Genomic DNA, 16,624 nt, shown 5'->3' with positions numbered 1-16,624 from the left:
ATATAGGAGTATAATGAATAAGGTGCTTAATTTATTTTAAAATATTGGGAGTGAGAATTATGAAAAATAAGCACGATACATATAATACGTTGTTTCATTGGCATAATTTTAAATTGAACCTTGTTGTTGAAGGAATGGTAGTAGGTGCATTAGCTGGTTTATTTGTAGTATTATATAGATTTTTACTAGAAAAAACTGAGGTTTTAACTAGTAAAATTTATGTTTTACAAAAACAAAACAATTATTTGATTTTGGTTTGGTTTATAGTATTGGCATTGCTTGCATATATAGTTGGAATCATGATAAAAAGAGAACCGATGATAAGTGGTAGTGGAATTCCTCAAGTGGAGGGAGTTTTGCTTAGAAGACTTAATATGAATTGGTTTAGAGTGATTGTTGGGAAATTCGTAGGAGGAGTTTTGGCAATAGGAGCAGGTTTGTCTTTAGGAAGAGAAGGTCCTTCGGTACAAATAGGAGCTGCTATTGGTCAGGGATTTTCAAGAATTTTTAAGAGAATAAAAATAGAAGAGAAATATTTAATTACTAGTGGAGCTAGTGCAGGACTTGCTGCTGCATTTAATGCACCTTTAGCTGGAGTGGTTTTTGCACTTGAGGAAGTTCATAAGAACTTTTATCCTTTGGTTTTATTGTCAGCTATGTCTGCTTCTCTTACAGCTGATTTTGTATCTAAGAATTTTTTTGGATTAAAACCTGTTTTTAATTTTAAAAATCTTTATATTTTGCCACTCAATCAATATATATATTTGATTGTATTGGGAATTATATTGGGTGTATTAGGCGCATTTTTTAATAAAATGCTTATTAAAACACAAGATTTTTATATTTCTAAAAAATGGCTTCCAATTGAATTTAGGCCAATGATACCTTTTTTGATAGCTGGAGTATTGGGATTGTTTTTACCACAAGTTTTGGGTGGTGGACATGATCTTATAAGTTCATTGGTTGAAGGTAAGTATACAATAAACATGATATTTGTTATATTAGTAATTAAATTTGTTTTTACTATGTTAAGCTATGGTTCGGGAGCACCTGGGGGAATATTTTTACCATTACTTGTAATAGGAGCGTTGACTGGAAATATATATGGAAGCATTATTGCTAAATATTTTCAAATAGATAGTCATTATATAAGTAATTTTATTATATTATCCATGGCAGGGTATTTTACAGCAATAGTTAAAGCTCCTATTACAGGAAGTATATTGATTACTGAGATGACGGGTTCTTTTAATCATTTACTTCCTTTAACCATTGTTTCTATAATATCTTATGTTGTAACTGACATATTGAATTTTGAGCCTATATATGAGGTGTTACTTGAAAGAATGTTAAATAAAAAAGGAAATAATGAGTTCTGTGGAGATAAATCTAAAAAGGTACTTTTAGAAATTGCAGTGTGTTTAGGAACAGAACTTGATGGAAAAATAGTCAGGGATATAAAATGGCCTAAAAATGCTTTGTTAGTAGCGATAAAAAGAGGAGAATTAGAGATAATACCAAAAGGAAATACTAAGATTTTAGCAGGAGATTATTTAATAGTACTTGTAAATGAATATGAAGCTCCTAAAGTAAAATGTATGTTAAAAGAAATGGCTGAAAAACTTTTAATTGATAATGTAAGTAATCATTAAAAACGAAATCGATAAATTTATCGATTTTGTTTTTTTATTTTACCTCTTTACAACTTTAACGTGATAAAGTATAATAATTTTCAAATGATTAAACAAGGAGGTAAAAAAATGAGATTGAATTTATTTTTTTTATTTTTAGTAATTACTGTAATGCTTATGGGATGTACGTCTAAAGATAAAGTGGATAATTCTCTTGAAGAAATAAAGAAAAAAGGAGAGTTTGTGGTAGGACTTGATGATAGTTTTCCTCCAATGGGATTTAAAGATGAGAATGGAGAAATTGTAGGATTTGATATTGATCTTGCAAAAGAAGTAGCGAAAAGAATGGGGGTAAATGTTAAATTTAAGGCAGTAGATTGGGATGGAGTTTTATTGAGTCTAAAAAATAAAAATATAGATGTAATTTGGAATGGGCTTACAATTACAGAAAAGAGAAAAAAAGAAATTGCTTTTTCTAAGGTATATTTAGAAAATAGACAAATTATTGTTGTAAATAATAATTCTAGTATAAAAAGAAAAGAAGATATAATTGGGAAAATAGTTGGAGTTCAATTGGGGAGTAGTAGTGAAAATGCTTTAAATTCAAGTGAAATATCGAAAGAATTAAAAGAAATAAAGAAGTATTCAAATAATACAGAAGCTTTAATGGACTTAAAAGCAGGTAGAATTGATGCTGTTATTTTGGATGAAATAGTTGGGAGATATTATATGGAAAAAAAGCCTGGAGTATATAGGATATTAGAAGATGATTTTGGAAAAGAAAGTTATGGAGTTGGAATAAGAAAAGAAGATGTTAAATTAAAGGATGAACTGAATAAAATACTTGATGAAATGAAAAAAGATGGAACTGCTAAAAACATATCGGAAAAATGGTTTGGAGAAGATATAGTAACTAGATAGGAAGTGGGGATTAAAGTTGGATTATATATTAAATATCACAATGTTAATGTTAAAAGGAATTGCTGTAACCTTAAAACTATATATAGTAACAGCTGTTTTTTCTATACCATTAGGTATAATTATATCTATTGGAAAAATTTCTGGATTTAAAGCATTGAAAATACTCTTAAGTATATATACTTGGATTTTTAGAGGAACTCCTTTGTTGCTTCAATTGTTTTTTGTTTATTATGCTCTTCCCATTTTAGGAATAACATTAAAACCTTTTACAGCTGCTTCATTAACTTTTATTTTAAATTATGGAGCTTATTTAACTGAAATTTTTAGGGCGGGAATTGAATCAATAGATAAAGGGCAGTACGAAGCTGCTGAAGTTCTTGGAATGAATTATAGGCAAACTATGATGAGGATTATACTTCCTCAAACTATAAAAAGGGTTATTCCTCCTGTGTGTAATGAAGCTATAACTCTTATAAAAGATACTGCATTGGTTGCGGCAATAGGAATGGGAGATTTACTAAGAGGAGCAAAGGAAATAGTAACAAGAGATTTTAACATAATTCCATTTATTATAGTTGCGATAATATATTTAATTATTACTTCTGTTATAGTGTATGTATTTAAAAATATAGAAAAAAAATACTCTATATATGAATAGGAGATTAGATATGAATGTAATAACAGTTAAAAATGTAAGTAAATTATTTAATGGTGTAAAAGTTTTAAAAAATATAAATTTAGAAGTAAAAAAAGGTGAAGTAATATCAATTATAGGGCCTTCAGGTTCAGGTAAAAGTACTTTACTTAGGTGTTTAAATGGGCTTGAAAAAATAGACGAGGGAATAGTTGAAGTTAGATGTAATAAAATAGGAATGGTTTTTCAAAATTTCAATTTATTTCCTCACAAAACAGTTTTAGAAAATGTTATAGAAGCACCTATTATTGTAAACAAGATAAAAAAGAGAAAAGCTATTAAATTAGGAGAGGAACTTTTAAATAGAGTTGGATTGTTAGATAAAAAAGATCTTTATCCGTCTCAAATATCAGGAGGACAAAAACAAAGAGTGGCAATAGCGAGATCTCTTGCTATGAATCCCGATGTTATGTTGTTTGATGAGCCTACATCTGCATTAGATCCAGAATTAGTTAAGGAAGTGCTTAGGGTCATGAAGGACTTAGCAAAAGATAATATGACGATGATAGTAGTAACTCATGAAATGGGTTTTGCAAGAGAGGTTTCGGATAGAGTTATATTTATGGATAAAGGAGAAATATTAGAAGATACAGTACCACAAAAGTTATTTTTAAATCCTGAAAATAGTAGGGTAAAATTATTTTTGCAAAAAGTATTATAAGTCAGAAAAACATCTGACTTATTTTTTTATTTCTTTTAATATATGAGATGCGAATTGTTCTGCTTTTTTTTCTATGTTGGGAACTTTTTTTATACTTCCAGGATTATTTGCAGTAGCCATTATAGAGAAATATGGAGGAAGTCTAAAACCTTTATTTATATTTAAAGCACCTATTAGTTGTTTTGCAACACAGTCACTTCCAGAATTTCCAGAAACAATGATTGAGAAAAAAGTTTTATCGTAGAATTTTGTTCTTCTATAAAGCACAGTTAATCTGTTTATAACAGCCATTAATTTTGCAGATATTGCATCATTGTAGTTAGGGCATATCCATATTATGCAGTCGGCTTTTTCTATTGAAGGTAGGAGTTCTTTAGTTATAATTCCTCCATAAAAGCAACTTTTATTTTCGCTGTAGTGTTTACATGTAATATATGAACATCCTTTACAATCTGTTATCGTTCCATTTTCAACGTGAAATTCTTCGATATGGCAATTATGAAGGTGTTTTTTTATCATATTCCAAAGCATAAGAGTATTTGAAGTTTTATGAGAACTAGCATGGAGTGCAAGAATTTTAGGTTTAGTAATTATTGAAAATTCTTTTTTGATGAAATTGTGTATAAGTTTTTTAGAAAGATATAAATGTATGTCTTCAAGAGACATATTTAATCTTTTTTGCCATGTAAGAAAATTGTTTAAATTTCCTGTTGCTTCAACTACTGAATGACCTATAAAAGAGCAACCTATTTGATTTGCTAAAAATATTATATTTTGAGATGTATTTTTTGTATATAATTCATTGGGACTTTGAATAATTATTATACCATTTGATCCTAAAAGGGAATCGTTGCCTTTTTCGTAGAGATTTAAAAATATTTCATATAAAGGAATGTTAAATCCACATTCATCGAGTTCTATTGCAAACAAGATTTTTTTATTTTTAAGGTCGGGAATATTGTATTTGTTATTAATTGTTGTTTTATCTATATTGTGAGTTATTTTTTGTATAAATGAATGAAATTTTTTCGATACATTGCCTGGCATTATAATATAGAGATTATTCATATAAAATCATCTCCTTGAAGTTTTGGTGCTAGTTATTTTACTAACTAGCACCTTAAAATTTTGAACAATCTATATTGTTAAGTTTATTATAAGTTGATTTTATTCTTTCAAGTAATGGGTTAGGCAAGTTTAGCATTTCTATTTCTGTGCCTGATGGAAGCAATCTATTTTTAGCTCCCATAAATACTTCGCCCATATAAGTTGAACTGTAGTGCCAATTTCCTTTGATTGTAGCGATAATTGATAAAGCTCCAGAAGATAGAGCAGGTGCTATATAAGGTTTAAATCCAGTATTTCTTACATCTATATTTGCATTAATTGCTTTTTCCGTAAGGTATAATGATAGTTCATTATTGTAATTTTTAATACTATCAGCAATTATTAGGTCTTTGCCATGGGGACCAAATGCTCTTCCTTCTTTAATATAATGGTGGGTTTTAGTATTTTGTCTTGAATAGTATATAGCACGAGCATTCATAACTCCAAGTCCATATCCTCTTATTTGTTCTGGAGATAAGCCATTAAAATCAATATTATTGTTTTCATTTTTATTACTAGATATAAATGCAACTTTACATAAAAGATCTACGGGGTCTGAAACAACTGCAAATAGACCATTAAAATTATTATCTCTAGCTTTCTTAGCGTAATAGCTTATTATTTTAGAATTTTCTTCAAATTGCATCATTCTTACATCTTTCACTTTTTCTTTAATAGAAGGTACATTTTTAGAAGCACAAAAGATAAACATATCACAGTTGAAGATATCTTTTTCTTTTAAAATTTTAATATCTGGATAATTTTGATTGTTAAAAGGATCTATTATTTGATTTATTTCATACTCAAGTCTTTGTAAATTGTTTTCATTAAGACCGTATAAACCTATTTCAGATATACAGTCATCTCCTAAAAGTCTTAATCCAATCAATAATGTTGAGCCAACATCACCAAGACCTACAATGTTTATTTTCCATTTATTAGGGTGTTTATAGTTTAAAATATTTTCCCAGTTAGGATAATTAGTGTTTATTCCTATTATATTTCTTTGTTTTATTTTTTCTAAAATCCAGTTTGGGATTTTATCATTACAGTTTTTTGTTCTGTGAATTAAATTGATTCCTTCTTCTTTTATAAACAACAAAGAAGAATCGTATATATTGAACATTTTTCTTGATTTTAGAGGATTTAATTTATTTAAATAATATAAGCATTTGCTTTTTTTTGCTTCATTTTCATTTATTTCGTTTAAATTATCGTATTTTATTAGCGAAAATAGTATTTTATTTTTAAATTTGTAAAAGTACATAATATCATCTCCAAAAATTAAATTATTATATCTTTCATACGGTTTAGAAGTTCGAGGTCATTTTTTAAATAATGAGATGGATTGAGATTTAAATCATAACTCATATTTTTACCACGGTCAACATATCTAGGAGATTTAAATACTTCACCTATGTGATTTAAAGTTAATTTTCTTTGATTAATTTTTTCGTATTCATGTTCAAGTGTTTCTAAAATATTTATTGAATTTTCTATACATACTTTAGATAAATTATATAATGATTGTTTTGAAGAATCTTTGACAAAAGACAACGATGTATATGGAAAAATTAAATTAATAGATGGTATTAAGTTTCTATTAGGACATATTCCTCTCCAAAGAGTATCACCACCTATAAAAGGATACATAGCATTTTCGTTAAACCATAATCTGAGATTAGGAATAAAATAAACACTATCGACGTCTCTGTTTTGAATATCCATAAGTTCTTTACCTCGACCTGAAAGTATTCCAACTATAATTTTTTTCACATTAATATTTTCCTCTTTTAGTATTGGGTCAAGTGCTTTTATTCTATATCCTTTATTTAGAATATCGTCAACTAATATAATCGGTTTGTCAAATGAAGATATAGTTTTTACTTGACTTTTTAAATCTAAATAATGAGGATATGAGGCTATTGAAAAATCTTTTGCATTTGGAGTAAATAATTTTTCGGTATGAAGCGATTTAGTTATAGTATTCGGAACTACAACATCTTTTAAAAGATTACCAAATGGAACACATATTAAATCTCCAAGAACTCTTGGGTTTAAAGGTATATTTGGAACTTTATTTTCTTCACAAATTTTTCTTATTAAATTTTCGTATATTATATTTCGATCAAATGATAGTACAACATTTTTAGGATAAAGATCTGTCAAAGCTTTTTGAAGTTTTTTTCTTGAATTTATAATTGCTTTTTTTACATTTAAATTGTTAACAAAAGGATTTTTAATAACTGATTCTACATCTAAAGTTAAAACACATGGTTTAGTCATATTTACAATAAAAATAGGGTTTGATTCTTCGGTGTATGGCAATCTATAAAATCCTTGAAGTTCTAGTATTTCATGTAAAGAATAAAAACAATTAGTGATATCGTTTTTATAAATAGCATAAGTGTAATTTTTTTCAATGCAATGAGTAAGAACTTCTGTAATAATTATTTGTTCTATATTTTCTATTTTAGATTTATCTAAAGTAAAAATAATGTCAATAATAACTGCTTTACCAACTACATTTTTGCGAATGTATTCTGAAACAAAAGTATTTTTAAATTCTTTAAATAACATACTCCAAAGAAGAGTGTGGAATACACAAAATCCTAATATTTTATTGTTTTCGTTGAGATCTCGTATTAGCAGTATTTTAGAATCTTTTTTGTTTAGAAGTTTAATTAAGTTATTTAGAGAATTTTCATCTTTATTTGAAAAAATATTACAAATTTCTTCAATGAGTTTTTGGTTTATGTTTTTGATTACTTCAATATTTATAGATATAGATTTTATTAATGTTTTATATTGAGGTTCTCTTTGATATAATCCTTTTTCATAGATGTATTTTTGAGCAAGTGGGTCAATTAGTTTTGATATATCGCGATTTTGATCAATATATTGTCTAATTTGACTAGAACTTATATCTTCGTATTGAGGAGGAAGATTGAGTATTATAGGTTTTTTTTCGAGTTTGTTTAACTTGCATTTGAGTTTTTTTGAGTCATCATCAGTAGAATTAATACTTTTTCTATCAAAAATAATATGATGAAAAGTGTGTATAGAATTATTTGTTTTTTCTTTTTCATAAGCAGATGCATTTAAAATTACATCACTTCCTATTACGATATATATATCGGATTTAGGAAAATTTTCTCTTAGTTTTTTTAAATCATTTGGATTTGCAATATTAACAGGAATATCTTTAGGATATAAATAAATATTAAGCTCATCGGCTATTGACATATTTATTATATTTCTTCTAAATAAATTTGGCTGTGCTTTTTTAGACCATGAAAATTCATCAACAGCTAAATAAACTTCAAATCCAAGTGATTGAATTGCTTTTGCAATTTGCTTATGGCTAAGAGAAAATGGATCAAATGTACCTGGGAAAAAAGCTATTTTTTTTGGTATTTCAATTAGTAAATTTGAATTAAAAAATGTGTAGTTAGATATAAATCTATATATGTGATTTAATGCAGCTGCATTTGTTAAAAATATAATATCTTTTTCTTCGATAGAGTCTAGAAGTATTAAAATTTTTTTTGCGATTAGTTTGAATATGTATTTTTTTTCATCAAGCGAAAGAATTTTTGATCCGAATATTTCTTTTCCTATAACTTTAAAAGCTATTTTTTTTATTTGAGGGTCATAGTGAGCAAGTCCGTTTAAGAGTATTCCTAGTAATTTTACAAGTCTTTCTGTATAAGCTTTATTTTCTTCTGAAAATCTGTTTTTGTATTTAGGATAATGTTCAATAGTTATACCAATAGTTTTAAGAAGTAGAGAATTAAGTTGAACACTAGATTGTTTGATTTTTTCAATTAAATCATTTATAAGTTCATTTAATTCTAAGGGCTGAAGATATAGTATTATTTTACCTAGATAATATGGTATATATTTACTAAATTGATATTTCTCTATTTCAAGAGATCTTAAAAGTTCAATAGCTATATCATTTCTTTGTTCTGGTGATAGATGAGGCATAATTTTTATTATAGCTTTTCCAGCAGTATTTCTGACGTATTCTATATCACTGACTTTTAAAATATTACAAAAGTGCATAGCAGTATAAGCCATATTATTTGAATTTTTAAGGGTATATTCGAGTAAAAGATCTATATTTGTCTTTTTTATAATCCAAGGTGTTAGAGTTTTAAGATTGCTTAGAAATATATTTGCTATTTTAGATTCATCGTTATTGTAAAATTCAATATATTTATCAATTAATTCTTTTTTTAAATCAAGAGCTTTTATTATTTTTAAGTTTAAAAAGTTTTCAGCTGGTATAGTAGATTTTAAAATATTGTTTTTAAAATGATTTTTGAGATTTTTTATAAAATTAGAGTTTTTATTGATTTTTAAAATCAAATTATAAGCAGTATCAAGTGCTGAAATTCTTAAATTATCATTTTCGCTTTTAATCATTTTAAGTATAAAATCAAATAAAATATCATCATTTTCTGATACAGGTATGTATTTTGCAGTATGTAATAAATATAATTTGATACTATTTTTTTTATGAAAAGCTTTTTTATAGTGATTAAATAATACTTTTTTATAGTCGTCTATTTGAGTTTTGTTACTATTAGAGAATAGAGAAGAAATCATAATTCTAATGCTGTAACCTATCCATTTTTGATGAATGTCTATTATCTTATGATCTGGATTTATAAAAATGTTTAAATATTTATTTAAAAGATTACAACTAGTTATGCGAGGAGGATTTAATGTTACATTTTCAGGAATTTCTTTTCTGTAATCTTCATCAAATATAGCAATTAAAGTACCTATAAGTTCTGCACATTGTCTTCTTATATCATCTTCTGGGTGAATTAGTTGTTCATATAAAAATTTAAGCATAATAATTTTTTGATTTTGAGTTAAGTAAGTAGAGTATTCTTCAAACACTTGTAAATATTCACGAATATTTTTTCCGTCATTTTCACTTCGAGCTAATTCTAAGATAAAGTTAAGAGAATGTTCATTTCTGAGTTTATACATTAAATTTATATTGTGGTGTACTGAAAGGTATTTTATATTTTTTACTATATCATTTCCTGTTATTAGAGAATAATAAGCTTTTTCTTTATTGTTTATTTTTTTTTCTTCGTTGTAATTTAAGTTGATTCCTATGTGAATTAAATAATTTTCAAAATCTTTTAATTTGTAGTATACTCTAGTGTATCTTTTTTCTTTTTCGGAATTTAAATTATCGAGTTTTTCAAGTATTACTTTAAATGATTCTTTTAAACTGAAAATATGCATAGATATATTGTTATTTTCATCTTTTTTATTTTTTACGCGAAAATCACAGTAAATTAAAATTAGAGATTCAAGAGATAAATTTTCAAGTTCTAAGTCCCAAACAGAATGATTTAATGCTATATGTCCGATGTATGTTATATTGTGCTTTTTAAACCATTGATCTGTATAATAGTAATGAAGGTAAGGCACTTTTTTTGATTCAGATTTTTTGCAACCAAATTTACCTAAGTCATGTCCAGCTGCACTTCCAGAAACTCTTCCTAAATCTACGGGAATACCAATAAATTTGAGTTGTCTAGCTATGTAAACTGCTAAATGGTGAACTCCACATATATGGTCGAGAGTATTGTGTTTTAGTATTTCTTGATTTAATTTCATCATTTCGTATATATATTCGTCTTTAAATGCTTTTATAAATTTTTTGTATTCTGATGGATTTTCGAGATTATTTATTTCATCGTTAGTTAAAAAATTCAAAGGATATTTAATATAAAAACTTGAGGAGTTTGAAATTTTTTCATATTCACATATAATTTTTAAAATTTTGAGGTATATATGACAAGCATTTTTTATGTTTTGAGGAATAGAATTTACATCTATTTCTACGGCGTCAGGAAATGATTTGTATAGAGCTATATTATATATATATATTAACCATTCATTTTGGTTTAAGCCTTTATACATTTGATTTAGTATATTTTCACATAGTAAAAATATAGACTTGCAACTGTAGTCATTTTTTTTAACTATTTTATGTATGTTGGCAATAAATATATAATTATCGATATTATTTTTTATAAATGATTCTGATAATTGAAATTTTTTTATAAATGTTGGTTTTAAGAGTTCTTTTAATATTTTTTTATGTATATCTATGGCGATTTTATTTCTCATAAATTCCCTCCATATAGTGTATTTAAATATATTATACTATGTATTATTGACTTGTAATATGGTTAAATTCATATAAATAAAATTTTATTAATATTAATTGTAATCTTGACACGAACATAAGTTTTGTGTAGTGTAAAATAGTGAATTAAAAAATGAGGTGGTTTTTAAAATGAGTAAAAAAAATGAATATGGAAATAATAGTATATCTTCTCTTAAGGGAGCTGATAGAGTTAGGCTTAGACCTAGTGTGATATTTGGTTCTGATGGTATTGAGGGATGTAAACATTCTATGTTTGAAATATTATCGAATTCAATAGATGAAGCGAGAGAAGGATTTGGAGATATAATAGAAGTAATTAGATTTAAAGATAATTCTATTATGATAAAAGATAGAGGAAGAGGAATTCCTCTTGATTACAATGAGAAAGAGCAGAGATATAATTGGGAATTAGTTTTTTGTGAGCTTTATGCTGGTGGTAAATATAAAAATAATTCAGGAGAAAATTATGAATTTAGTTTAGGGTTAAATGGACTTGGGAGTTGTGCAACTCAATATAGTTCTGAATATATGGATGTTATTGTTTTTAGAGATGGTTATAAATATGAACTTCACTTTGAGAAGGGTGAAAATATAGGAGGTTTGAAAAAGGAAAAATGTAAATATGATTATACTGGTACTATTATAAAATGGAAGCCTGATATTGATGTTTTTACAGACATAAATATTCCATTAGAATATTATAAGGATATATTAAAAAAGCAAGCTATAGTGAATGCAGGACTTAAATTTAAGTTATACGATGAAGAATTAGATGAAAGTTATGAATATTTGTATGAAAATGGTATTTTAGATTATATAAAAGATGTTAATGAAGATAAAGGATTTACTAGTATACAATTTTATGAAGAAGAAAGAAAAGGAAGAGATAGAAGTGATAAACCAGAGTATAAATTAAAAATTCAAGTGGGGTTTTGTTTTAATAATGAGATTAATTTGCTTGAGTATTATCATAATTCTAGTTTTTTGGAATATGGAGGTTCTCCAGACAAAGCAGTAAAAAATGCATTTGTATATGCAATAGATAAATATTTAAAAGAAAATAATAAGTATAATAAAAATGAGAAAAAAATTAGTTTTATAGATATTCAAGATAGTTTAATACTCGTTGTAAATTCTTTTTCAACTATAACTAGTTATGAAAATCAAACTAAAAAAGCAATAACTAATAAATTTATTCAAGAGGCTATTACAGATTTGCTTAAAGAAAAGCTTGAGATTTATTTTATAGAAAATAAATTAGAGGCTGATAAAATAGTGGAGCAAATTCTTGTAAATAAAAGAAGTAGAGAAAGAGCTGAAAAGACAAGAATTAATATAAAAAAACAGTTAGGTGGAAGTATAGATATTAAGAATAGAGTTAAAAAATTTGTAGATTGTAGAACTAAAGATGTAAGTAAAAGGGAATTATTCATTGTTGAAGGGGATTCTGCACTTGGATCTTGTAAGATGGGAAGAGATGCTGAGTTTCAGGCTATAATTCCTGTTAGAGGTAAAATATTAAATTGTCTTAAAGCCGATTATGATAAAATATTTAAAAATGATATTATAGTTGATTTGTTGAAAGTTTTAGGATGTGGAGTGGAAATTGATTCTAAATACAATAAAGATTTAAATACTTTTGATATAAATAATCTAAAATGGGATAAGGTAATTATTTGTACGGATGCAGATGTTGATGGTTTTCAAATTAGAACTTTAATATTAACTATGCTCTATAGATTAGTTCCAACACTTATTAAAGAAGGAAAAGTGTATATTGCTGAATCGCCATTATTTGAAATTAATACATCTAGAAAAACTTATTTTGCTTATAATGAGAGAGAAAAGAATAGTATTTTATCTAAAATAAAAGGAAAATATACAATTCAAAGATCTAAAGGGCTTGGAGAAAATGAACCTGATATGATGTGGCATACAACTATGAATCCAGAAACTAGAAGGTTAATTCAAATACTTCCTGAGGATGTAGAAAAAACACAAAGAGTTTTTGATATGTTGTTGGGAGATGATATAAAAGAGAGAAAAAAATTTATAACAGAAAATGGACATAGGTATATAGATATGACAGATGTCAGTTAAGAGGAGAGGATTTTATGATAAGTAATATATGTAGACAAAAGATTACGGAAACACTTGAAAAAAATTATATGCCATATGCCATGAGTGTAATTGTTTCGAGAGCGATTCCAGAAATTGATGGATTAAAACCTAGTCATAGAAAATTATTATATACTATGTATAAGATGGGGTTAATTAATGGAAATAGAACGAAATCAGCAAATGTTGTTGGACAAACTATGAAATTAAATCCCCATGGCGATATGGCAATATACGAAACTTTAGTTAGATTAACAAGGGGGAATGAGTCATTACTTCATCCGTTTATAGATTCTAAAGGTAATTTTGGTAAAAAGTATTCTAAAGATATGAGTTATGCAGCACCGCGTTATACAGAAGTAAAGCTTGATAAAATTTGCAATGAATTGTTTAAATATATAGATAAAAATACAGTTGAATTTATGGATAATTACGATGGAACATTAAAAGAACCAAAACTTCTTCCTACTACTTTTCCAAATATATTAGTAAATGCAAATCAGGGAATTGCTGTAGGAATGGCAAATAGTATATGTAGTTTTAACTTAAGGGAAGTTTGTGAAACTACTATAAAGTACATAAAAAATGAGAATTTAGATATAACTAAGTATCTTAAAGCACCCGATTTAGCATCAGGAGGATATTTAATTTATAAAAAAGAACAAATTAAAAAGATTTATGAAACTGGAAAGGGAAGTTTTAAATTAAGGGGAAGATATAATTATGATAAAAAAAATAATTGTATTGAAATTTATGAAATTCCTTATACAACAAATGTTGAAACTATAATAGATAAAATTGTAGATTTGGTAAAGGATAATAAAATAAAAGAAATAACAGATGTGAGAGATGAAACAGATTTGAATGGTTTAAAAATAACTTTAGATTTAAAGAAAAATACAAATGTAGATTTATTAATGAAAAAACTCTATAAATTAACTCCACTTGAAGATAATTTTACATGTAATTTTAATATATTAATAGATGGAAAACCGAGAGTATTAGGGATAAAAGGTATACTAAAAGAATGGGTTGAATTTAGAATAAAATGTATAAAAGGATATTTAAATTATGATATAAATAAAAAGTCTGATAAACTTCATCTTCTTTTAGGACTTGAAAAAATACTACTTGATATTGATAAAGCTATAAAAATAATTAAAGATACTAAAGAAGATAAAGAGGTTGTTCCTAATTTGATGAAAGGATTTAATCTAGATAATGTACAAGCAGAATATATTGCTGAGATTAAACTTAGGAATTTAAATAAAGAGTATATATCAAATCAAATTCAGATGATAGATGATATAAAAAAAGAACTTAAAAATTTATTAGAGATTGTTGAAGATGATAATAAAATTAAAAATATTATAATAAAAGAACTTAAAGAAGTATCTAAAAAGTATGGACAACCTAGAAAAACACATATAATAGATGGAGAAAATATTGATGAAATTAACGAGGAGCATTTAATAGAAGATTATACAGTTAAATTATTTTTAACTAATGAAAATTATATTAAAAAAATAACAATTGCTTCATTGAGGGCATTTTCAGAGCAAAAATTAAAAGAAGATGATTTTATAATACAGGAAATTGAAGCGAAAAATAAAGATGAATTACTTTTGTTTTCAAATAAACAAAATGTGTATAAATTAAGACTATATGAAATTAATGATTGTAAAGCTAGTTCTTTAGGAGAGTATTTGACAAATATATTAGGTTTAGATGAAAATGAAAAAATTATATATATGTGTTTATCAAATAATTATGATGGATATGTTATTTGTTGTTTTGAAAATGGAAAAATAGCAAAAGTAGAAATGTCAAATTATAAAACTAAAACTAATAGAAAAAAACTTGTTAAAGCTTATTCAGCAAAATCAAAATTAATAAGGATGATTTATATAAAAGATGATATAGACATAATTTTGTTTAAAAACAATAAAAAAGAATTAGTTATTAATACAAAAGACATAGATGTTCAATCAACTAGAAATTCTCAAGGAATAGAAGTTTTAAATATCGGTAAAAGAAGTAAAATAACAGATGTAAAAATTGTTGATGAATTAAACACATAAAATCCCTTGCTGTTAAAATGCAGCAAGGGATTTTATAATTACATAGTAGTTTCATCTATAAGTTCGTTTACTGCAATATTTACTTTATTAGATGAGTCCATTTGTGTTTTAGAAAGATTTTTTAGTTTATATACTTCTTCATTTGTTTTTTGTATTTCTTGAGTTATTCTTAATAGTATTTCATTAATTTCTTTTGCAAATTTTTCACTACTATCGGCAAGTTTTTGAACTTCATTTGCAACAACAGAGAAACCTTTTCCGTATTGACCAGCTCTAGCAGCTTCAATTGTAGCATTTATGCCTAGTATTTTAGTTTGATTTGCAATTTTGTTGACAGCTTGAATTATTCTATCAGTTTCATCTATATGTTTAATAGATGCTTTTGTAGAGTCTAAAAGAATATTACTAATACTATCTATATTATTAGTACAATATGAAATTTCATTTAATTCTTTTTTTATAATGTTAGAAGTATTACTTATTATAGATATTTGGTTATTTAGTTTTTTTAATGTATCAATATTTTTTTCGACAAGAGACATTATTAAGCGAGCTCCTGTAGAGTCGATTATTTTACATTTGCTACAGTACTGTTCAATTAATAAATTAGTGATAGATTCATTTCCTGTTGCTTCAATTATTAAATCTAAATTATAATTATTTATATCCTCTATGGATTGTGAGTAATTTATTCCTAGCTCTTTACTTAATAATATACCAGGCGCTTCTAAGTTTTTATCAACTACTAGTACAATATTAATATCTTTTGTTTCACTTATTGCTTTAATAATATTTTTCCCACCATTACCTGCACCAATTATTGCTACGTTCAAAATAAAAACCTCCTTATGTTAATATTATATTAAGTTTTAATATAATAATTTTATAATATATTGTTTGTACTTACAATATGTTATTTTTATAGAAAATTCCAATTATTGCGAAAACGATATTTGTACTTTACAAATAATAAATAAATGCTATAATGTATTTCATACAAATTAATAGCTTCGGATGAAGGTAGTAGGATAAAAACTGTTACTGGACGAACCTCTGGAGAGACTCTATATGAGCACCGAAGGGGCAAAGCTGATTATTAATCAGCGAAACTCTCAGGTAAAAGGACAGGGGATGTATTCTAATTAGAATATGTTCAAGACCAGAGGCCAAATCATGTGATTTGGCTTTTTTATTTGGAAAAAATTA

10 protein-coding genes and 1 riboswitch are annotated in these 16,624 nt (G+C 26.0%); of the genes, 6 read left to right on the top strand and 4 right to left on the bottom strand.

Annotated elements, in window-relative coordinates; all coding sequences use genetic code 11:
- Positions 1-59: 59 nt before the first annotated feature.
- The 4 genes from clcA (at position 60) to BUA19_RS02355 (ending at position 3,907) form a co-directional block, all read left to right on the top strand.
- Positions 60-1,652 carry a H(+)/Cl(-) exchange transporter ClcA gene (gene clcA / locus BUA19_RS02370; RefSeq protein ID WP_072723285.1) on the top strand — a complete coding sequence of 531 codons (1,593 nt, stop codon included), beginning with the start codon at positions 60-62 and terminating at the stop codon, positions 1,650-1,652.
- 108 nt (positions 1,653-1,760) lie between these two features.
- Entirely contained in the window at positions 1,761-2,552 is a 792-nt protein-coding gene (locus tag BUA19_RS02365; RefSeq protein ID WP_072723284.1) for an amino acid ABC transporter substrate-binding protein, read from the top strand.
- A gap of 16 nt (positions 2,553-2,568) precedes the next feature.
- A complete protein-coding gene (locus BUA19_RS02360) occupies positions 2,569-3,210 on the top strand; it encodes an amino acid ABC transporter permease (protein ID WP_143145351.1) in 642 nt (213 codons plus the stop codon).
- 10 nt (positions 3,211-3,220) lie between these two features.
- A complete protein-coding gene (locus BUA19_RS02355; RefSeq protein ID WP_072723283.1) occupies positions 3,221-3,907 on the top strand; it encodes an amino acid ABC transporter ATP-binding protein in 687 nt (228 codons plus the stop codon).
- Positions 3,908-3,925: 18 nt separating this feature from the next.
- Here the strand turns inward: BUA19_RS02355 and BUA19_RS02350 are convergent, their stop codons facing one another.
- From BUA19_RS02350 to BUA19_RS02340, 3 genes are read right to left on the bottom strand one after another with little or no spacing between them, the layout of a single operon-like run.
- A complete protein-coding gene (locus BUA19_RS02350) occupies positions 3,926-4,975 on the bottom strand; it encodes a flavodoxin family protein (protein ID WP_072723282.1) in 1,050 nt (349 codons plus the stop codon).
- Positions 4,976-5,027: 52 nt separating this feature from the next.
- Positions 5,028-6,281 carry a lactate/malate family dehydrogenase gene (locus tag BUA19_RS02345; RefSeq protein WP_072723281.1) on the bottom strand — a complete coding sequence of 418 codons (1,254 nt, stop codon included), beginning with the start codon at positions 6,279-6,281 and terminating at the stop codon, positions 5,028-5,030.
- Positions 6,282-6,298: 17 nt separating this feature from the next.
- Complete coding sequence (locus BUA19_RS02340; protein ID WP_072723280.1) at positions 6,299-11,179, bottom strand: nicotinate-nicotinamide nucleotide adenylyltransferase; 4,881 nt, start codon at positions 11,177-11,179, stop codon at positions 6,299-6,301.
- A gap of 169 nt (positions 11,180-11,348) precedes the next feature.
- On the opposite strand from BUA19_RS02340, the gene BUA19_RS02335 reads away from it, so the two are divergent.
- Positions 11,349-13,319: a DNA gyrase/topoisomerase IV subunit B gene (locus BUA19_RS02335; RefSeq protein WP_072723279.1), complete on the top strand. Its 1,971-nt coding sequence runs from the start codon at positions 11,349-11,351 to the stop codon at positions 13,317-13,319.
- A gap of 14 nt (positions 13,320-13,333) precedes the next feature.
- Positions 13,334-15,418, top strand: a complete 2,085-nt coding sequence (locus BUA19_RS02330) for a DNA gyrase/topoisomerase IV subunit A (protein WP_072723278.1) — start codon at positions 13,334-13,336, stop codon at positions 15,416-15,418.
- A gap of 38 nt (positions 15,419-15,456) precedes the next feature.
- Here the strand turns inward: BUA19_RS02330 and BUA19_RS02325 are convergent, their stop codons facing one another.
- Entirely contained in the window at positions 15,457-16,251 is a 795-nt protein-coding gene (locus tag BUA19_RS02325; RefSeq protein ID WP_072723277.1) for a methyl-accepting chemotaxis protein, read from the bottom strand.
- A gap of 210 nt (positions 16,252-16,461) precedes the next feature.
- Positions 16,462-16,556, top strand: a riboswitch (glycine riboswitch).
- Positions 16,557-16,624 lie beyond the last annotated feature (68 nt).

The organism is Tepidibacter thalassicus DSM 15285 (assembly GCF_900129915.1).
Taxonomy (GTDB): Bacteria; Bacillota; Clostridia; order Peptostreptococcales; family Peptostreptococcaceae; genus Tepidibacter; species Tepidibacter thalassicus.
This window is presented reverse-complemented; position numbering and strand designations above follow the sequence as displayed.